The 20986-nt window shown below is 43.1% G+C and carries 17 protein-coding genes; 5 read left to right on the forward strand and 12 right to left on the reverse strand.

Going from position 1 to position 20986, the window contains the following annotated elements:
* Positions 1 to 4: 4 nt before the first annotated feature.
* The 5 genes from fadD to OCU38_RS08650 form a co-directional block, all read right to left on the reverse strand.
* Positions 5 to 1687, reverse strand: a complete 1683-nt coding sequence (gene fadD, locus OCU38_RS08630; RefSeq protein WP_261822765.1) for a long-chain-fatty-acid--CoA ligase FadD — start codon at positions 1685 to 1687, stop codon at positions 5 to 7.
* Between the two features lie 311 nt (positions 1688 to 1998).
* Positions 1999 to 2667 carry an alpha/beta hydrolase gene (locus OCU38_RS08635; RefSeq protein ID WP_261822766.1) on the reverse strand — a complete coding sequence of 223 codons (669 nt, stop codon included), beginning with the start codon at positions 2665 to 2667 and terminating at the stop codon, positions 1999 to 2001.
* The gene (locus OCU38_RS08640; protein ID WP_261822767.1) at positions 2667 to 3218 is read right to left on the reverse strand and encodes a Slp family lipoprotein; all 552 of its coding nucleotides are present in this window, start codon (positions 3216 to 3218) and stop codon (positions 2667 to 2669) included. Before OCU38_RS08640 ends, OCU38_RS08635 begins: the two co-directional genes overlap by 1 nt.
* 37 nt (positions 3219 to 3255) lie before the next feature.
* Positions 3256 to 3957, reverse strand: a complete 702-nt coding sequence (gene tsaB / locus OCU38_RS08645) for a tRNA (adenosine(37)-N6)-threonylcarbamoyltransferase complex dimerization subunit type 1 TsaB (protein ID WP_261822768.1) — start codon at positions 3955 to 3957, stop codon at positions 3256 to 3258.
* Between the two features lie 27 nt (positions 3958 to 3984).
* Positions 3985 to 5922, reverse strand: coding sequence for an ATP-dependent DNA helicase (locus OCU38_RS08650; RefSeq protein WP_261822769.1), 1938 nt, complete (start codon positions 5920 to 5922; stop codon positions 3985 to 3987).
* Between the two features lie 177 nt (positions 5923 to 6099).
* Between OCU38_RS08650 and purU the strand changes: the two genes are divergently transcribed.
* Positions 6100 to 6933: a formyltetrahydrofolate deformylase gene (purU, locus tag OCU38_RS08655; RefSeq protein WP_261822770.1), complete on the forward strand. Its 834-nt coding sequence runs from the start codon at positions 6100 to 6102 to the stop codon at positions 6931 to 6933.
* A gap of 69 nt (positions 6934 to 7002) precedes the next feature.
* Here the strand turns inward: purU and OCU38_RS08660 are convergent, their stop codons facing one another.
* A complete protein-coding gene (locus tag OCU38_RS08660) occupies positions 7003 to 7578 on the reverse strand; it encodes a VOC family protein (RefSeq protein WP_261822771.1) in 576 nt (191 codons plus the stop codon).
* Positions 7579 to 7784: 206 nt separating this feature from the next.
* On the opposite strand from OCU38_RS08660, the gene argS reads away from it, so the two are divergent.
* Together argS and OCU38_RS08670 are read left to right on the forward strand one after the other, a co-directional pair.
* The gene (argS, locus tag OCU38_RS08665) at positions 7785 to 9518 is read left to right on the forward strand and encodes an arginine--tRNA ligase (RefSeq protein ID WP_261822772.1); all 1734 of its coding nucleotides are present in this window, start codon (positions 7785 to 7787) and stop codon (positions 9516 to 9518) included.
* A gap of 183 nt (positions 9519 to 9701) precedes the next feature.
* The gene (locus OCU38_RS08670) at positions 9702 to 10733 is read left to right on the forward strand and encodes an acyltransferase (RefSeq protein WP_261822773.1); all 1032 of its coding nucleotides are present in this window, start codon (positions 9702 to 9704) and stop codon (positions 10731 to 10733) included.
* 28 nt (positions 10734 to 10761) lie between these two features.
* Here OCU38_RS08670 and OCU38_RS08675 read toward each other — a convergent pair whose 3' ends face one another.
* From OCU38_RS08675 to OCU38_RS08685, 3 genes are all read right to left on the reverse strand, one after another.
* Positions 10762 to 11541 carry a glycine betaine ABC transporter substrate-binding protein gene (locus OCU38_RS08675; protein WP_261822774.1) on the reverse strand — a complete coding sequence of 260 codons (780 nt, stop codon included), beginning with the start codon at positions 11539 to 11541 and terminating at the stop codon, positions 10762 to 10764.
* A 101-nt stretch (positions 11542 to 11642) separates the two neighbouring features.
* On the reverse strand, positions 11643 to 11933 hold the full coding sequence (locus OCU38_RS08680) for a putative quinol monooxygenase (protein WP_261822775.1): 291 nt from the start codon (positions 11931 to 11933) through the stop codon (positions 11643 to 11645).
* Positions 11934 to 12448: 515 nt separating this feature from the next.
* A complete protein-coding gene (locus OCU38_RS08685) occupies positions 12449 to 12814 on the reverse strand; it encodes a hypothetical protein (RefSeq protein WP_261822776.1) in 366 nt (121 codons plus the stop codon).
* Here OCU38_RS08685 and OCU38_RS08690 point away from each other — a divergent pair.
* Both OCU38_RS08690 and OCU38_RS08695 read left to right on the forward strand, forming a co-directional pair.
* Entirely contained in the window at positions 12795 to 15545 is a 2751-nt protein-coding gene (locus OCU38_RS08690; RefSeq protein ID WP_261822777.1) for a polysaccharide lyase 6 family protein, read from the forward strand. The two genes, OCU38_RS08685 and OCU38_RS08690, sit on opposite strands and share 20 nt — an antisense overlap.
* Before the next feature lie 380 nt (positions 15546 to 15925).
* Positions 15926 to 17530, forward strand: coding sequence for an ABC-F family ATPase (locus tag OCU38_RS08695; protein ID WP_261822778.1), 1605 nt, complete (start codon positions 15926 to 15928; stop codon positions 17528 to 17530).
* Positions 17531 to 17638: 108 nt separating this feature from the next.
* Here the strand turns inward: OCU38_RS08695 and OCU38_RS08700 are convergent, their stop codons facing one another.
* From OCU38_RS08700 to OCU38_RS08710, 3 genes are all read right to left on the reverse strand, one after another.
* Positions 17639 to 18847, reverse strand: coding sequence for a multidrug effflux MFS transporter (locus OCU38_RS08700; protein WP_261822779.1), 1209 nt, complete (start codon positions 18845 to 18847; stop codon positions 17639 to 17641).
* A 347-nt stretch (positions 18848 to 19194) separates the two neighbouring features.
* Positions 19195 to 19455: a DUF5062 family protein gene (locus OCU38_RS08705; RefSeq protein WP_152819629.1), complete on the reverse strand. Its 261-nt coding sequence runs from the start codon at positions 19453 to 19455 to the stop codon at positions 19195 to 19197.
* Between the two features lie 121 nt (positions 19456 to 19576).
* Entirely contained in the window at positions 19577 to 20923 is a 1347-nt protein-coding gene (locus tag OCU38_RS08710) for an MATE family efflux transporter (RefSeq protein ID WP_261822780.1), read from the reverse strand.
* Positions 20924 to 20986 lie beyond the last annotated feature (63 nt).

Below are 20986 nucleotides of genomic sequence, written 5' to 3' on the forward strand. Positions count from 1 at the left end.
ACCGCTATGCCGATTTTTCTGTCGTTACCTTAGTGCGCAATTCACGACGCAAGATCTTACCCACGTTTGTTTTCGGTAGATCTTCCATAAAGGCAACAATCTTAGGTATCTTATAACCAGTTAGATGCAAACGGCAATGGCTAATTAGCTCATCTTTAGTCAAAGAAGGGTCGCGTTTCACCACGCAGATCTTAACCACTTCTCCTGACACTTCATGCGCCTCACCAATGGCAGCCACTTCTAACACTTTCCCGTGCAGGGCAACCACATCTTCAATTTCGTTTGGATAGACATTAAACCCTGAAACCAGAATCATATCTTTCTTACGATCAACTATGTGTAAGAAGCCCTCTTCATCAAACTTAACCACGTCGCCTGTCGATAACCAACCATCTTGTGAAATCACTTCACGAGTGGCTTCTGGGCGTTGCCAGTAACCTTGCATTACTTGAGGACCACGAACTTGCAACTCGCCCACTTCGGTATTTGGTAGCACTTCACCGTCATCATTTACAATGCGCACTTCGGTAGAAGGCACAGGCAAACCAATCGAGCCATTGTAATCTGACATATCGTGCGGGCAGCCAGAAACCAATGGAGAACATTCCGTCAAACCGTAGCCTTCTAGCAAAAAGACGCCTGTGGTCTTTTTCCATTTTTCTGCCACCGCTTTTTGTACGGCCATGCCGCCGCCCACAGCTAAATGCATGTGGCTAAAGTCTAACTCATGGAAATCTTCATTATTGACCAAAGCATTAAATAAGGTATTTACCCCAGTAATGGCAGTAAATGGCACTTTTTTCAGCTCTTTGACAAAGGTTGGAATATCACGCGGGTTAGTAATAAGCAGGTTATTCGCACCCAACTCTAAGAACAATAGACCGTTCACGGTCAGTGCAAAGATGTGGTAAAGCGGCAATGCCGTAACTACTAATTCTTTGCCGACTTCGAGTTTGCCTAAGTACGCACCTTTTGCTTGCAGTACATTGGCAACCATATTGCGATGAGTCAGTACCGCGCCTTTTGCTACACCTGTGGTGCCGCCGGTGTATTGCAAAAAGGCAATGTCTTCACCGCTTAAAAACGGTTTCACATACTGTAGGCGACGACCTTTATGTAACGCTTTTCTAAATGAAATTGCGCCCGGCAAATCGTATTTAGGCACCATGCCTTTTACGTATTTAACCACAAAGTCGACTACGGTGCCTTTTGCTCTAGGAAGCATTTGTCCTAGGCTAGTCAGAACTACGTTTTTCACCTCAGTGTTATCAACAATTTGCTCTAGTGTGTTGGCAAAATTAGACACGATAACAATGGTTTCGACCTGTGCATCATTGAGTTGATGCTCAAGCTCACGCGGGGTGTATAACGGGTTTACGTTTACCGCAATACAGCCTGCGCGCAATACACCAAACAAGGCAATTGGGTATTGCAGCAGGTTTGGCATCATTAAGGCAACTCGGTCGCCTTTTTTCAGTTTTAATTCATTTTGTAGGTAAGCTGCAAATGCACGACTTCTTTCTTCGAGCTTACGGTAGGTCATTACCGAACCCATATTGGTGAAGGCGGGTTGGTCGGCAAATTTATGCACGCTGTTTTCAAACATCTCAATTAAAGAAGAGTAAGAATCAGGGTCAATCATCTCTGGAACGTCAGAAGGATATCGAGAGAGCCAAGGTTTATTCACGTTAATACTCCTGAAAAAAATAGTAGCGCATTATATACGACTATCAGGTTGAATTTATTTGTTTTATTGCGATTCCATTACAAGATAGTAGGAATTTTGATATTCACTCAAACTTGAGTCACAAAAGCTCACTGTAACGGCAAAATTAACTCGAAGATTGCGAACGCTATAGGGTGCGGCGAGGTGAAATGACAATGATGACCACCTGCAACCTGTATGATTTTTGTGTTTGATGCGCAATTTACATCCAAATGCTTAAAACCTTTATCTCCTAACACTAATAAGTTGGAGCTAGGCAAAGCCTCTATCACCTACTGGCTATGGCTAGGTGACATACGATACAGCGAATTTGCTTTGAGTTTTTTGTCGTGCCGCCATTGCCATCCTTTATCACTATGTTGACTGTCTCGCTCCACCAGCGCTGCTACTTGTGAAACCGTCAAACCATAACGCATGGCACGCAACTCTTTCATCTGAGCTTGGCTATTAAAATAACGCTCAGGCTTTTGCATCACGCGCTGACGGCTAAGTACGCCTTTTCTCAGTCGCTGCAATGCATTTTGTTCAGGCTCAGAAATAGGCCCGTAACCTTCTATTTGTACAAGGTAATCAATGTGCTCGGGGAACGCCGCGCTATAGCAACTGGCAATCAAAGCACCAAGGGAGTGTCCAACCAATACCACAGGGCATGTGCTCTGCTGTTTCAGCTGTACGATCACTTGATTGAGCGTATCGATATAATCATGAAAGGGATAAAAGCCATCTCTAGCATGAGAGCTTAAACCGTGACCGGGAAGATCCAAAGCCACTAGCTTCACAGCAGAGTTTTGCTTTTGCATCTCCTCTATCAGAGGGAGAAAGGACGCGGCATTATCTAACCAACCGTGCAAAAATACAATGCATCTTGTGAATTGCTCAGGTTCGAAGCACAATGCAGATAACGCATAATGTCGAACCTGAAAGGTTTGTTCTGTTAGCACTACTCTACGCTCTGAATAACTTGTCCAGTGCTTGGACCATAGCCATAACGAGATTGACGACAGTGTAATGAACGACATGGGAAGCTAGTTAATGGCTGATCATACACAATGACTTTTTCGCGAACTTGCCACAAATGGTAACCGCTGGCACTCAACACCGGAAAACGATAATCAAACTCGCCTACTTTTCCTTGCTCGATGCCATCAGATTGACCTAATACAGTCACCAAACGCCCTTCGGAAAAAGTGGTAGGATCGATAAAGCCATCAATGTAAGCCACAAATCGACCTTTAGGCTCGACGTTAATATCAGGTTTGCCATTCTTACCAATCGGTAAATTGACCAATTCTAAACGCGTTTTTTGTTCTAAATTGGTCACCTTAGCAATCACACCGCCAAGACGAATCTCAGCGGCATTACCTTGTTCATCATTGAGCCAAGTATCGTAATCGGTGATAACCGACTTGTTTGATGACACTAAAGGTTCTGGTAAAGAGCTGCATCCAGCCATCACCGCACTCAAAATCAATATTCCTAAAATCCTAACCATAATACCTCCATGTATTCGCCCATTCATTTTTTACCAATTACTCACGACCCGGTAATTTTTTCCAAGCTACCTTGTCACGTAAATACACAGGAGAAGCTTGCTCTGCGTTCAATTGATGACCGGCTTCAAGTTCATGTTGTGCAAGTACGACAATATCTTGTGATTCAGGATAAAGCACGCCTGTTTCACTACGTTTTAATTTAAGTGCTTTAAATTCATCAGCATATGCATCCCAACCAGTACCAACTTGCGCCCAAACCTGAGTACTTTCTAGTTCTTGCTCGGCAAGTTGTTGTGGCGGCACTACACACTCAGCATCTTGAGTTTGCCATTTTCCTGACGCTAAACGATTGTAACGCGCCCAGTATACTTCACTCATACGCGCATCAATTGCCGCGGCAACATGAGTTGCGCCTTGTACGCGATACGCGCCTTGCGCCATAGCTTGCAGCGTAGACACACCTAACATAGGTAAGTCTGCGCCAAACGCTAGCCCTTGTGCGATACCAATGCCAATTCTTACCCCAGTGAAGCTGCCCGGACCGCGACCAAATGCCAAAGCATCCAAATCCGTTAATTTAACGCCAGCATCCACCAGTAATTTATCAACCATAGGTAAGATCTTGGTGGTGTGCTCTCTAGGAGCCACTTCACCGCTAAACAATACTTCGCCATCAATCATAAGAGCGGCTGAACAAAATTCAGTGGAAGTATCTAGTGCTAGAATTTTTGCTTTCATCTATTTCTCAGTTATTCGTTGTACTTATTATGAGTCTGAAACGCTTTCATCGTTCCCTGACTGCAAAAAATGTATCGTATTTGACAGACTGCGGGTGCGCGGTATCGGCGGCAAACTGGATAAAAACATTTTGCCGTAATCACGAGTGACTAAACGATTATCACAGATAATCAACGCACCTTTATCGCTTTTGTCTCGAATTAGACGCCCCACTCCCTGTTTTAATGCGATAACTGCATCAGGAAGCTGAACATCAAAAAAGGGTTCACCGCCATTGAGCTTACAATCTTCAATGCGCGCTTTTAATAATGGATCATCTGGGGCGGTAAAGGGTAATTTGTCAATAATAACACAGCTTAACGCATCACCTCTAACATCTATCCCTTCCCAAAATGCGCCCGTTGCCACCAGCAGTGCATCGCCTAATTCAGTAAACTCTTTTAGTAGTGCCTGCTTGCTGCTTTCCCCTTGCATCAATACTGGAAACTCTAGACGCTGACGAAAGCGCTCAGTGAGATCTTTCATCATTGCATGCGAGGTGCACAGGCAAAAACAGCGACCTTTGTTTGCTTCAATGACTGGCGTTAACATCGACACCAGTTTCTGCGCCATTTGCGGGCTATTGGGTTCAGGTAAGTATCGTGGCACGCACAATCTGGCTTGAGACTGATAATCAAAGGGGCTGTTCAGCGCCAAACTATGCTCAGTATTTAGTCCTAAGCGAGAGGTGAAGTAATGAAAATCTCCCGACACCGAAAGAGTTGCCGAGGTAAATATCCAAGTGCCGCCATGATTATCCACTTGCTCTTGAAACTTGTTCGCCACCGATAATGGAGTGATGTTGAGGGAAAAGTGACGAGGGGTACACTCAAACCAATACGAATAACCCATGATTGAGATATCACAGACCCGCGTCAGCCTGTTTTGGATCTGGGTGGTGCGATCAAAAGCAGTGTCGAGCAACTGACTTCGCCCCAAGGCGACTTTCAATACTTCTCGGCATAAGGACAATGCATCTTGCAGACGCTCGATTTCGCGTTGTACTTTGGGATTTTTTAATGCGTCACGCCAATTGCCGCGAAAGCCCGGTTCACCTAATGCTAGGCGCATTTCAGAGGCTGAGCTGATTAATTTATCCGCCACTTTTTGCAATTGACGCATGTCTTTGGCTTCGGTGCGATAGCCAATTTCAATGTCCTTAGCCAAATCGGCAATTTGCTTGGAGCTCATCGACTGCCCAAAGTATTGGCTGGCAATATCTGGAATTTGATGCGCTTCATCAAAAATAAACACTTCCGCCTCCGGCAATAACTCACCAAAACCGGTTTCTTTAACCGCCATATCCGCTAAAAACAGGTGGTGGTTAACCACCACTAAGTCCGCTTCTAAGGCTTTAGCGCGCGCTTTAAAAACAAAGCACTCGTTAAAACTTGGGCACTCTTTGCCTAAACAGTTTTCATTGGTCGAGGTGATATCGGGGATCACTTTACTGTCTTCGGCCAAGTCTTCACACTCACCCAGATCGCCACTTTGAGTCGATGACGACCAAGAGCGCACTTTAACTAACTGACTCAAAAGTTGTGGGTCGGAATCGTGGCTATGACTTTCCACCAACTGACGACTTAACCTGTCTAAACACAGGTAATTTGAGCGCCCCTTTAGCAATGCAATGCGCCCAGTAAAACCCAGCGCATCTTTCATTAGCGGCAGGTCACGATGATACAACTGCTCTTGCAGGTTTTTTGAACCGGTTGAAACTATGGTTTTTTTACCACTTAATAGCGCAGGCGCTAAATAAGCAAAAGTTTTGCCCGTACCTGTGCCCGCTTCCACCACCAACTGACTTTGCTCTTTGATGGCTTGCACAACACTTTGCGCCATGCGCGTTTGCTCATCCCTTGGCTGAAAACCAGAGATCGCTTTACCAAGAGCGCCATCGCGAGAAAAAACCGTGCTGATATTCAAAAAAAGCCTTTAGATCCGTTTTGTGCATCAAAAAATAATTATGTCAGCTTTTAGACTCAGGCGCGACACCCGACAGCATAAGCGGATCAATTTGCAAGCTAGACGATAATTCGATACTGTCAAGGAAGAGGATGAAAAAATCATCAATCATTATCAACCTGTTATCAAAGAGTTATCATGGAAAGAAAAACCCTATTAACGCATTGCTCAGACGAGCCTGGCTTGATCGCAAAGATCACCAATATCTGTTACAAACACCAGCTAAACATCATTCATAATAATGAGTTTGTTGATAATACTAGCGGGCACTTTTTTATGCGTACCGAGCTTGAAGGCAATTTCAACGATGCGGTATTTAAAGAAGATCTCGACTTTGCACTGCCAAATAATGCAGAAAAGACTCTGGTTGATTCGAGCAAGAAAAAAGTAGTGGTGCTCGTCACCAAAGAATCTCACTGCCTAGGTGATATTTTAATGAAGACGTTCGATGGCAGTTTGAATGTCGACGTTACCGCAGTGGTCAGTAACTACGATATTTTGCAGCCATTGGTCGAAAAATTTGATATTCCATTTCGTCACGTCAGCCATGAAGGCTTGTCGCGCGAAGGACACGAGCTGAAAGTTCAAGAAGCCATTGATGATTTTGACGCCGATTACATCGTGCTAGCAAAATACATGCGCATTTTAACTCCGAGCTTCGTTGAGCATTATCAAAATCGCATTATCAATATTCACCACAGTTTCTTGCCGGCATTTATTGGTGCAAAACCTTATTTGCAAGCGTATGAGCGCGGCGTGAAAATCATCGGCGCCACTGCGCACTTTGTGACAAATGATTTAGATGAAGGCCCAATCATCAAACAAGATGTGATTCCTGTGGATCACAACTTTAGTGCGCAAGATATGGCGCAAGCCGGTCGTGATGTTGAGAAAAACGTATTGAGTAAAGCGCTCAATAAAGTGGTGAATGACCACGTATTTGTGTACGGCAATAAGACGGTTATTTTATAAGAACGCTATTTTATAAACGCCTTATTTAAAGTATAGACAGTAAGCAACTGCACCATAATCGGCAGTTGCTTATGCTTGCTCTGATTCAACAATGCGCTTTAAAGAGTGCGGATGCAGTTTGATGCAAACCCCGTCTTTTTTAAACGCTATGGTTGGATTGGCTAAACGCTCCCCTTCCCCTTTCGGGCTCGATAATTTCATTTTCAAATCATCATTAGGTAAAAAGCGAGTAAAGCGCTGCTGTAAATCAGCTAAATAGTCACTGGCGTGCTCTTTATCTGACGGCACCACAAATTCAATATGTTCCCAATCTTGAGCCGGATAGATTTTGCCCGCCGCAGGGTATGGAAGCTCCAAACACTCAATAGACCAAGCGCCTACCTGAATGGGCGTATTAAAAGCGATGACTACGATTGGTCTGCCATTAATCTGCGCTTCTGACAGTGTCTGTCCCTGCTCTAGCCACGCTTGATGTGCCAATTTGGCTAACTGCGCATCATTAATGCGTAGCGCAATATGATCGGCCTGAAATTGAGTAAGCTCTAAGCCGATCTCCTGCCCTAATGCTTCTATCTTTTGCGCAAACGCTTCCACTCGTTCTAGCATCTGTTGCGGGTGCAGGCCGGCTGCGAATAAAGGTGTCATTTTTTAGCCTTTTCTTTATTTTTTGGCGCTTTTGCAAAAGTTTACCTGCAACACAGAGTTTTACTATAGATTTATTCGAGATTGCACTAGTTGGAGCACTTTTAGATTGGGCATTAACTTGTTATTATTACCTACATTTTTGTGAACTACGGCACGAAAGCACTTTATTAGCTTTCTTGACACTCCTTGAATTGAAGGAATTGCGTGTGAATATTCAAGCACTTATTAACGACAAAGTATCTCAAGCACTAGAAGCCGCAGGCGCCCCAGCGGGTAGCCCGGCAGCAGTGCGTCAATCTGCAAAAGCTCAGTTTGGTGACTACCAAGCCAACGGCGTAATGGGCGTAGCAAAACGACTAGGTACAAACCCACGAGAATTTGCTCAAAAAGTGCTTGAGCACCTAGACCTTGACGGTATTGCTAGCAAAACTGAAATTGCTGGCCCTGGCTTTATCAACATCTTCCTTAGCGAAGATTTCCTAGCCAAATCAGCAAAAGCTGCACTGGCTGACTCTCGCCTTGGTGTATCGACTGACGCGCCAACAACTATCGTCGCGGACTACTCTGCACCTAACGTGGCTAAAGAAATGCACGTAGGCCACCTTCGCTCAACCATCATTGGTGATGCGGTAGTGCGTACTTTAGAGTTCTTAGGCCATAAAGTTATCCGTGCTAACCACATCGGTGACTGGGGTACTCAGTTTGGTATGCTGATTGCTAACCTTGAACGCGTTCAAGAACAAGAAGGCGAAGTTTCAATGAAACTGTCTGATCTGGAAGGCTTTTACCGCGAATCTAAAAAGCTATATGACGAAGACGAAGAGTTTGCAGTTAAAGCACGTAACTACGTCGTTAAGCTGCAAAGCGGCGACAAATTCTGCGTAGACATGTGGAGAAAGTTGGTTGACATCACCATGCAACAAAACCAGCTTAACTACGACCGTCTAAACGTATCACTGACTCGTGACGACGTGATGGGCGAAAGCCAATACAACCACATGTTGGCTAACGTTGTTGCTGACCTTAAAGAAAAAGGCTTAGCGCAAGAAGATGACGGCGCTCAAGTTGTATTCCTTGATGAGTTCAAAAACAAAGATGGCGACCCTATGGGCGTTATCGTGCAAAAACGTGACGGCGGCTTCCTATACACCACCACCGATATTGCATGTGCGAAATACCGTTATGAAGAACTGGGCGCAGACCGCATTCTTTACTTCATCGATTCACGTCAGCATCAGCATCTAATGCAAGCATGGACTATCGTGCGTAAAGCTGGTTATGTCCCAGAAGAAGTGTCTCTTGAGCACCACGCATTTGGCATGATGCTAGGCAAAGACGGTCGTCCATTTAAGACTCGTGCAGGTGGTACAGTTCGCCTTGTCGATCTTCTAGATGAAGCGGAAGAGCGCGCACAAAAACTGATTGAGTCTAAAAACCCAACGCTTGCGGAAGATGAGAAAAAATCCATCGCAACCACAGTGGCAATGGCGGCAGTAAAATACGCTGACCTATCTAAACACCGCACTACAGACTACGTGTTCGATTGGGACAACATGTTAGCATTTGAAGGCAATACAGCGCCTTACATGCAATATGCCTACACTCGTGTTGCGTCTATCTTCGCTAAAGCGGGCGTGTCTATGGATGACTTGCAAGGCGATATCATCGTTACTGATGAAAAAGAAAAAGCACTTATCGCTAAACTGCTACAGTTTGAAGAAGCGGTACAATCTGTCGCTCGTGAAGGTCAACCGCACATCATGTGTAGCTACCTATTTGAACTAGCAGGTCAATTCTCTGGCTTCTACGAAGCATGCCCAATCTTAGTAGCAGAAAACGAAGCGGTTAAACAAAGCCGTCTACAACTTGCTGCACTAACAGCGAAGACTATCAAACAAGGTCTATCTCTACTGGGTATCCAAACGCTAGAGCGTATGTAATTAACCGGCTGTGCTTGCCAACGTTTGAACTAACGCTTGGTGAGCTATAGCAATAATAGTAAAGGGTCTGAATATAGCATTCAGACCCTTTTTTAATGTGCTATGACGCATTAGCGTTCGCTGAGCGAGCGAATTTTCGCAAAATAATGTTAGATTGAGCGAAATGACTTCGAGATAAAAATAGTGAATAAAACCCATCACTCACGCCTACTATGGGCCGATAACTTGCGCGCTTTAAGTGTCATTGCCGTGGTGTTATTGCATGTCGCTTCCGAGTTTGTCAGTGACATCGATGTTCATAACCCATTCTATGGCAGCGCCAGTTGGTGGGCAGGCAATATTTACATCTCTATCAGCCTGTGGTGTATCCCGCTATTTGTGATGATCAGTGGCTATTTTTTGCTAAATAAAACAGATAGTCACCGTCTCTTCTTCAAAAAACGTTGTCGACGAATTTTAACGCCTTTAATTTTTTGGTCTGTGTTTTACTCACTGTGGGTGATAGTAAAACACGCTCTAAACGACGACTTATCCAGTGCTTATTTTACGGTTGCAAAAGGTTGGGTATTGGGAGAGCCTTACTATCATCTTTGGTATTTGTTCATGATACCTTTCTTATATCTCATCACCCCTGTATTAAGAATCATCAGCAACTCAATCACGCAAAAGGAGCTATTGCTCCTCATCAGCCTTTGCTTTGCATTAGCAATGCTATCTGCTGTGTCCGACATTGTGCTGCTGTATTTTAACTTGAATGCAAAAATCAGCTTATTTACCCATGAGTTTTTAAACTATATCGGTTATTTCTGTCTAGGAGGCTATATTGGGAAATATGAGATAAAGCTGAATTCGAGATGGGCAACCATCGCCCTGATTACTAGTGTGGTAATCACAGTCTTAGGTAGCTATTTCATTACCCATTTGTATTTTTATTCTTACTTGAGCATCAACGTTGTTATTGCTTCAATTGCGCTATTTCTCTTAATCAAACAGCACCTCAATAAAAATTTAAAACTAACACAATTGGCAGCGTATAGTTTTGGGGTCTACCTAATACACCCTTTATTTATCAAATCTATAACGTCACTTTTTGATCATTGGCTATTAGCATACATAGACGTGGCAATTTATATCCCGCTCGTCACACTAACAAGCGTCAGCCTCTCTTACTTAACCATGCACCTCACCCACCGCACTTGCGGGGTCAGGTCTTGAAATTTGCACCTGACCCACTGATCTCAGTTTAAGACTGCGCGTCTAACCACTCTCGCGTCACTTGATCAATTTCGCGTCCTTCACGAGAGACTTTATAATCGAGCTCAGCAATGATTTCATTTGAGAATCTTAAGCGATCTAAGATATCTAGTTGCTCTTGAGAGAAGACTTTCGCTTGATCTTCACGCAGCAGCAATACAGCTCGGTCAACAATTCCTAACAAGCCTTTAGGCTCAATCACTTCTCTAATCGCATATTTGTGATGTAAAAATTGCGGCTTCCATAATGGCACAATTAGCCACTGTTTCTCAGCCACAGCTTGTTCAAACGCGCTAAAGCAATCTTGCTCTGTGCCAGTATGAAAACGATAGCCCGCAGCGCTCAATCCATACTCTTCCATCATTTGAATGGAAAAACGAGTGATCCCTGCCCCTGCATTAATGCCTTGAATATCTTTATTCATACGCGCTAAAACTTCAGGCTTGAGTAAATCTGCTACCTCTTTGACTGATTGTTCAGGGACATAATCAGGCACACCCCAATGTGCGTAAGGTTCGTAATGCAACCCTAGCTCAACTAGAGGCTCGACTTGCTCTACATCAGCTTTATAAATGCCATGACTTGATGGCAACCAAGCCGATGTAATCATTCCTACTTCAGCCGATTTTAACTTAGCAAAATTCTGTTGATGCGGTGAATAAATACGCTGCACCTGAAAACCCATATCACTCAACACATGGCTAACAATAGAAGCGGTGATGCGATGAAAAGAGAGGTCTGTCACCCCCATTTTGATTTGTTTACACATAAGTACACTCCGGTGGATATTGTGGTGGATTATCGCGGTAGATAATGTTTTGGTATGACTCAGTCATGTGAACGGGACAAGCCGTACTTACTGCGATTTGCTCACGCTATGTGAGTCATTTCATTTAGTGTAAAACTCGCCACCGCGCCTTCTGTTGCAGCCATATAATCAGCTAAGTGAGCATTACCCATGTGTACTTGCCATAGTTCACGCGATGCCCAGTTCTCATAGAAGGTAAAATGGGCTGGGTTTTCATTATCTTGATGCAAGTCGTAATTGATGCAACCCTCTTCTGCTCGAGTAGTATCAATCAGCTTTAATAGCTCGGCTTTTACCAATTCAATTTTGTCTGGATTCGCGACGATATTGGCTACGATAGTCAGTTTACTCATTTGATGTCTCTCTATAATCATCTGCAAATGAAGCGATATGCCTCAAAAATGTGCACACAGATTAGAGTCTCAAACAAAATCCGTAAACACACCAATATTTGAATTATTATCAAATTTAAATTGATAATAGAATTGCAAGGAGCAATCAATCACGACACTGCAAATTTCAAGACCTGACCCCGCACTTTGAGATAATTATTCAGCGGGGTCAGGTCTTGAAATTTGCATGCTTTAGGGGTTAAGCAGGAAGAAGCTTTTATCTATTGGGATTTTTAAGTCTAACTTTATATCTTTTATTTAATTAAATAAATTACATTTCTTAACATGCATAAATATTAGAATATTATTGGAAATATTTATTCGAAATCATGAATAAAATAACCACTCCCATTTCAATATATTCGATAATTATAAAATAGAGATCTTTATCACATATATATTAAAATACTACAAGAAATTAAGCGGCAAAAAGTAACATTCTAAATACCTGTTTTTAAAGGAAAAACACAGAGAGATCACTGTAACAATATGTTATTCGAGACTTTATCAGAAATAAAAACAAGATATATATCACTGTTTAGCGAAGACCCAAGCGTAATATATTGTAAATAAATATTACAAGAGGTCGCGAATATGAAAAGAAAAACATTAGCTATATTAATTGGCTTGGCACTCGTTGGGTGTAATAGCGAATCTAATACAGCAGCACCGTCTAAAAATGAAGTAATTGATGCATCCATATTAACACCAGCTAATAGTGAATCAATTGATGCGTCAAAACTAACACCCGCTAATAGTGAAGCAATTGATGCATCTAAACTAACACCCGCTAATAGCGAAGCAATCAATGCATCTAAAATAATGTCTGCTAGTGAAGTCATTAATGTATCTAAACTGACACCGGCTACTGAGGTTGTTGACGCAGCAAAAATTGAACCATCAACAGAAATCCCACAAATGGCTGAGATTTCGCCTGCAACCGATATTGTGCAAACACCGACTCTGCCTATTAGTAAATTTGAAGCAAACGACGCGGCATTTAGATCAACCGGTATTCCTGAAGGTGTGACTAAAATCCCTGAAGTAAAATGTGACAAAGTATTTGATTCACTAGAGGATTTAGAAAAGGTTGCTAAGGATTCCGAAAGACATCCTGAGACTTTAGCAGCAGGTTCTACGTTATGTTTAGCCGATGGGGAATATAGTGATGACCTTGACCTAAGGGTGGTAAGAGGCATGACCGTTGCCGCTGAACACTCAGGTAAAGCAATTATTAAAGATGGTGTTATTTCTATCTCGTTAAATGGCGAACATAGCCGACTTCAAGGTTTAGTATTTAAAGACATCACCTATAAAAGTGCCATGATCAATACTCGTGGTCATGACAATACTACTTGTACAGATTGTCGTATTACTGAGATTTCAGTTATTGATCCAAAAACTGTAATAGACAAACGAACAGGACAAGGCAAAGCCGGTAACCTAGTTAAACTTTATGGTGATGGTAACTGGTTTGATCACAGTATTCTAAGTGGTAAAACATCCGCTAACCCTATGATTTCATTAGTGCGTGAAAAAGGTCTGACTGACGAACAAAGAGCGCACAATATCGTGGTTTATAAAAACTACATTGCCAACCGTGCCCCCGCTGATGGCAAAATTTATGCTGGTGCACAAGATAATAACTACGAAGCTATTCGTACCGGCTTAAGTGAAACTCACGAACAAGCCAGTCACTCTTTTGTTGTTGGCAACTTGTTTGAAAACATCCAAGGTGAAGCAGAAGTTATCTCTAACAAAGCCAGTGAAAACACTATTAGTTTCAACACCATCAGAAACAGTAATGGTTCACTCACTAACCGTCATGGTCACGACAACAATATCGAAAACAACTTTATTTTAGGCGAAGGTTACCCTCTTGCCGGTGGTATTCGTATCGTTGATAACGGACACGTTATCCAAAATAACTACATCGATGGCGCTCGTTACTTAAGTACCACTCACCACGGCGGTATTGTTCTATTAGGCTCTGATGGTGCAGGTGATGGCGACAACGGCTATCAACAAGTTGAAAATGTTCATATTGCTCACAACACCATCGTCGACAGTGTAAACAGCTTGAACTTAGATGGCGGCGGTAAAAAAACACAGCCTCAAAATGTGTTCATCGAAAACAATATCGTTGAAAAAGCGATTGGCCCTATCTTCAAAAGCTCTGACCGTGGCCTACCACCTAACTCAGAAATCTTAGGCAATATATTCTCTGGTAATCAATTCGCGGATAGCGATGGTATAAAAGAGTCTCAACTTGCCAGTCAAAATAGCTTTGAGTCTGCTGAGCTTGAACGTAATACACAAGGCGACCACCTATATCGTCCAACAGCCAACACACCAAACTTAGATGCTACATTACACGTTACCCGCAACTTCACAGCGCCTACTTATGACATGGATGGACAGTTGCGTAGTGCGATGACCACTATTGGTGCCGATGAAAGAAATGCAACCACTCGTACTGTTGCGCCATTGACCTATAAAGATGTAGGCCCTGTGACTTATAAAGTCACCAAACCAAGCCCAATTGTTGTCACCGCTGACATCAAAAATAGCAACTTTGACAACTGGTTAGAAGATTGGCAAGGTCAAGGCGGTTACACAGTGACAGGTGCAGAAGCCTTCTCAGGTCAAACACTTGCTCTTAGTGACAATGGTTATATGCGTCAGGATATTGCCGTTATGCCAAACCATCACTACGAACTAAGTGCATTTGTAAAAGGTAACTACAAACTTTCAGTTGATGGCATTGCAAGCACCAAAGGTGATGTGAAAGGCGACCAATACAAATGGGTAAGAGTACCGTTTGATACTGGCTCAAATGACACAGTGACTATCTCTCTAGGCATTCCAGAAACAGTAACTGTAAATGCACCTCTAGTTGATGGCGACTTCACACAATACTACAAAGGTGATAGAGAAAACTGGGTTGAGCATGAAGACAGTGTCGCAGGCCTAGGTGAAGTTGGCGGCTCTAAAGACAGCGCCTTTTCTGGCGAAGGGTCTATTCGTTTACGCTTCATTAATGGTACAGATGAAGATGGCAACAATATCGATGCCAAAAATGACTTTACCGCACAACCTAGCGTAACTCGTGTTGTCAGTGGATTACCAACCAACACAGATGTGACATTCTCTATGTACTACTGTGACAGAATGGGGGATAAATCCCTTGCAACCCTTGGCTTTGGCGCACGTACAGTAGCAGCTGAATCTCTTAAAGGTACATTACTAAAAGAAGATTTCGCGCATAACAAAGACCTAGCCAACGCACCAGAAGGTTCAAATAAAGATTGCTTCAAAAAAGTCACCACTACATTTAATACTGGTGACAATACTAGCATCGAACTCTTTGCCAACATGATAGTCGACAAAGACGGCAGTTTGACCAACGATCAAATTAAAACCGATAGCTTCTATCAAAAAAATAAATTTGAAGTGCGCCTAGATAACTTCGCCGTTTCTTATGAAGCAAAAGCAAGCGATGATTTAACCGCAAGTTTTGATGAAATACGTGCCGCAACCCGTATGGACCAAAAACCTCAACAAGCTGAATAAGCGAATCATCAACAAAGCTATGCCGTTCACTCCTGTGAGCGGCATTTTTTTATTTAGGGGGTCAGGTCTTGAAATTTGCACCGACTCACCTTCTATTTTATGTTCAACTCGCCAACCATTTAAATCAAGGTTGGCAATACATCTTCTATAAACAGCCCTTCCGTGCAAATTTCAAGACCTGACCCCTGTAACTTATTTGCCACCTTGTTGACGGTATATCCTCCATAAACAGCTCTTCCGTGCAAATTTCATGACCTGACCCCGCTTGTGACTTACATCTCATAACTGTCATTTGTGTGATAAGTCTGTATAATTCGTCGCCTCTAAATTCATTGTCTTTGATTGGGCAATTTCCAACTTCTATACCTAGGAATTCTTCTTTGATATCTACCGCAAACATCACCATGCAATTTGGCGCAGAGCCGCTATTTGAAAACATCTCTGCTAAGTTTGGTAACGGCAACCGCTATGGCCTAATTGGCGCAAATGGGTGTGGTAAATCAACCTTTATGAAAATCCTAAGTGGTGCACTAACACCGAGCTCAGGTAACGTGTCGATTACTCCAGGGCTTAAACTTGGCGTATTAAGCCAAGACCAGTTCGCATTTGAGCAATACAATGTTATCGACGTTGTGATCATGGGTGATCGCAAGCTTTGGGAAATCAAACAAGAGCGTGACCGTATTTATTCTTTGCCAGAAATGAGCGAAGAAGATGGCATGAAAGTCGCAGAACTTGAAAGCGAATTTGCCGAGATGGATGGCTACACAGCAGAAAGCCGCGCTGGGGACATATTACTGCAGGCGGGCATTGAAGAAGAGTTTCACTTCGGCTTAATGCAGCAAGTGGCTCCCGGTTGGAAACTGCGTGTGTTGCTAGCGCAAGCCTTGTTTGCCAACCCAGATATTTTGCTACTTGATGAACCTACCAACAACTTGGATATTCACACCATTAACTGGCTAGGTGAAGAGCTCAATCAACGTAAGTGCACCATGATCATTATCTCGCATGACCGTCACTTCCTAAACTCTGTCTGTACCCACATGGCTGATATCGATTACGGCGAGCTTCGTATTTATCCAGGTAACTATGAATACTTCCTTGAAGCATCGGGCCTTATTCGTGAGCAGTTGTTAGCAAGTAATGCCAAGAAAGCGGCTGAAATTAACGAACTGCAAGACTTTGTGAACCGTTTTGGCGCAAATGCTTCTAAAGCGAAACAAGCCAGTTCACGAGCTAAGAAGATGGATAAAATCAAGCTAGATGAGGTCAAGTCTTCCAGCCGTATCAGTCCTTCTATCGACTTTGGTGAAGGTAAAAAACTGCATAGACTTGCACTAGAATTGCAAGATTTAGGGCATTCATTTGACGATGAACTGCTATTTGAACAAGGTAATTTACTGCTTGAAGCCGGTACTCGCCTAGCAGTGATCGGAGAAAATGGCGTCGGTAAATCCACATTATTACGCTGCCTAGTCAAAGAACTAGAACAAACGCAAGGCGTAGTGAAATGGTCAGAAAACGCCTCAATCGGCTATTGCCCGCAAGACAGCACCGCCGATTTTGACAATGACTTATCTATCTTTGATTGGATTTCACAATGGCGCACCGTCAAGCACGATGATCTTATGGTACGTGGTATTCTAGGGCGTTTACTGTTCACCGCTGACGATGCCAACAAAAAAGCAAAAAACTGCTCAGGTGGTGAGAAAAACCGTCTGTTATTTGGCAAGTTAATGATGCAAGACATCAACGTACTGGTCATGGATGAGCCAACCAACCACATGGATATGGAAGCCATCGAAGCGCTAAATAACGCATTGAAAGAATACCAAGGCACGCTTATCTTTGTCAGCCATGACCGTGAATTCGTTTCATCATTGGCAACTTCAATTATCGACGTAAAAGATAAAAAGCTAGTTAACTTCCAAGGCACCTACGACGAGTACTTAGCTCACCAAAAGAAAGAACTCGCGATAGCCTAAACTTGCGGGGTCAGGTCTTGAAATTTGCAACCTGACCTTTCTTTAAGTATTGCCAATAAAAAAGACCTGATTCTCACAAATCAGGTCTTTTTCTATAAATATTTGAAGCTACTTTTTACTGCTAATAATATTGTGCGTCACAAAGTCGCGATTTTTCACCAGTAACCACATCACCAATCCCAAGCACCCTACTCCAATCTGAATCAATCCAAGATCTTCAATAAGCGACTGCTGACGAAGTGACACTAATACCATGCCCAAAGAACCCGCCATCATGCCGCTGAACTGAATAATTGCAACCGCAGAGCCCGTATCCTTCTCTTGCTGATCTAGCATTAAATTGGTACCAGGAATTCGAGTCGTAATAATTGCCATGGTGATTGGTGCGGCAATAAAGGCGAAAACCCAAGGCGATAGATGACCAATAGTGAGTGTCAACACACCTAAGAATGCAATCATGACATAACATGCGGTAATGATGCTTTGCGTGCGAATGCGTTTGGACACTTTCATGTAGATCGTTGGCCCAAACGAGGCAAACAGTGCGTTAAATGCAAACGCGTAACTAAATTGCTGCTCAGTCAAACCAAAGCCATTAATGTAAATATAAGAACCGGCAGCCAAGAATGCCATTAGCGCCATTGGCGTAAGAGAAAAAATCGCCAGCAACGCAACAAAGCGTGGATTTTTAAATACGATAATAAGACGACTCCAGGAACGCAGCATTGACCCTTCGTAGCGGTGCTCTAATGTCTCTGTGTAGCAAAGCGCCACTAGGGTTGCGACAAGCCCAAACGATGCTAAAAACACAAACATCATGTGCCAAGAAGCCACTTTCAATAACAGTGCGCCAATCACTGGCGCGACCATAGGCGCAATAATCACCAAAGACATAATGGTCGCCATGATTTTTTCACGCTCGCGGCCGCTGAACATATCTTTGACGATTGCCGTTGCCACCACTGTGATAGCACTGCCACCAAAGGCTTGTAGAGACCTTGCGCCGATTAAAATATCGATATTAAAAGCAAAGGCACAAAGTATGCTCGCCAACATATACACACCAAGTCCAGTCAGCAATATAGGCTTGCGCCCAAACTTTTCACTCAATGGCCCCCAAAATAGTAAGCCAACCGCGTAAGTGACAAAGTAAACACTAAGAGTGAGGTTCACCATTACTTGGGTCGTATTTAAAATTTCGACCATTTGTGGCAATGCAGGTAGGTACAAATCGGTCGTTAAGGGAGGAAAAGCACTGATAATTACTAAAAAGAACAAAGTGCCTTTGTTACCAAGGATTGGTTGGTGTTTTGTCAAAATAAATCTCTATATCAAAGTTTAAGCGGGGTAAATGCGGGGGGTGATTCTGAGCTTAAGTCATACAAGTGTCAATTAGATATCCAATCTAGCCTTTAATTACCACTTTCTGAGAGTCGACTTATAGAGAAAACTTTAGCTTAAAAATCATACTAGTCACAGTATTAATTCTTATGCCGTAGGTAGTACCACTTATGTTATTTGATATTTTCTTATTCTGTTAACCCTCAAAACCTGCAAAATTCAAGACCTGACCCTGCAACTGACCCCGTAATAGCTCATCGAGTTCAGGCCTTAAAAGTATGATAAGTGCAAATTTCAAGACCTGACCCCGCAATTTTGACCGGCTATTTTAGAGGGTCGTTGTCTGGGAGGACTTTGTGCATCCAGAGGGCTAGGCGTTTTTTGATGTTTGGGCCGTCTTGTTTGTCTTCTGGGAGGGGGGCGATTTGTTTTACGCCGACTAGGAATAGGTAGACAGATTGTACTTTTAAAGGCTGTGTCGAACTTGGCAAATCAAAGCCTTGCATTTTTGCCATCTTAAAACCGACTTCTATTGCTTTTTTAACTAGCTTGTCTTCGTTATGGATCTTAGCGGTTTTTGACATAGTAAACTCATCCTTTGCATTGATTTAAGAATGAGTATACCAAACAAGAAAGGTTACACGTATATCTAGATCTCAAGTTGGGAATGCATCCACAAACTGTCATACACACCTCGCTCACAAATTATACGGCAGGAATGAGTTTTATCGAACACACACGTTTCGTTTCAAAAATAAGTACTGTTAACAACAATATACCTGTTACGCCAAGTCCAATGCCTATTCCGCCCCAAATGCCCGCTAGGCCGTAGCTTTTCATTAAAAACCAAGCTGCTGGAAGGCCAAATACCCAGTAGCCGATAGCGGTCATAATGGTAGGCACCACCACTATTTTCATGCCGCGCAGAAGGTTAATGGCAAGCAATTGCCATGCATCTACCACAAAGCACAATGCCACAACCCAGATAACAGAAATCAGCATATTGCTAAGCTCGTGACTGCTGCCGCTATCGAGCTGGAACAAATTGGCAATCACTTCTGGCCAAATCGCAAAGGCACTGGCAATCACTAGGCTTAATATGGTGACCGCAATAAAGCTTTTACTGGCTATTTTCTTGATGCCCGCAAAGTTATTCGCGCCATATTCTTTACCAACCAAAATAGCTGAGGCTTGAGCAAAACCAAAATTCACATTCCAAGTAAAGGATAAACACTGCAACATGATCTGATGTATCGCCAGAGATGCCACGCTAATACTCCCTGCCATCAAGGTGCCACCATAAATTAGCCCATGTTCAAGTAAAGCGGCTAACGCGATTGGGCTTCCCATTGCGAGCATAGGCAATAGCAATTTTGCTGAGTATTCATCGGTATTTGTCCAAGGGGAGAATCGCTGATATTTGTGTTGGCGAAACACCCAAAACCCATACCCTAAAAGCACAATCCAAGCAGATAGCGCTGTGCCATAACCTAGCCCTGCAATACCCCACTGCAAGTTAAAGGCCATGAAGTAACTAATGGGTACATTGATGAACACCGTAATAATGGACATGATCATCACCGAGCGTACATCACCAAAAGTGCTGGTTAAGCCTCGAAGCACCAACAGCAATAAAGTGGGTAACATGGCCCATTTAAGCGCATTTAAATATTGCATCGCCACCGCAACCACCTCTGGGGATTGTTTGGCTTCGATTAGCAAATGCGGCGCAAAAACAAAACTAAACGTAAGTGCCATGCTCAATAATAAAGAGAGCATGACCGCCCCTTTTACGGCAAAACGTATCTGCTGATGACCAAACTCAGGACGGGCAATACTTTGCCCATAAGCAATCGCAATTAGGTTTGCTACACAACCGACAATGCTTCCTGCTACAAGAAAAACAAATGAATACACCGAAGCGCCCAGACCACCAGCAGCCAAATCAGCAACACTAATACGCGACATCATCCATACGTCGGTGAGCACCAACGCCATACCGATGAGTTGGGATAATGTAAGTGGCAACGCCAGTTTTAAAATGTTTTTCATAAAGACCTCATTGAATGCCTAGCCAAAGTAATGATTATTGGGCTAGCATTCAATTAACATTTA

It is taken from the genome of Vibrio neonatus (assembly GCF_024346975.1).
Lineage (GTDB): Bacteria > Pseudomonadota > Gammaproteobacteria > Enterobacterales > Vibrionaceae > Vibrio > Vibrio neonatus.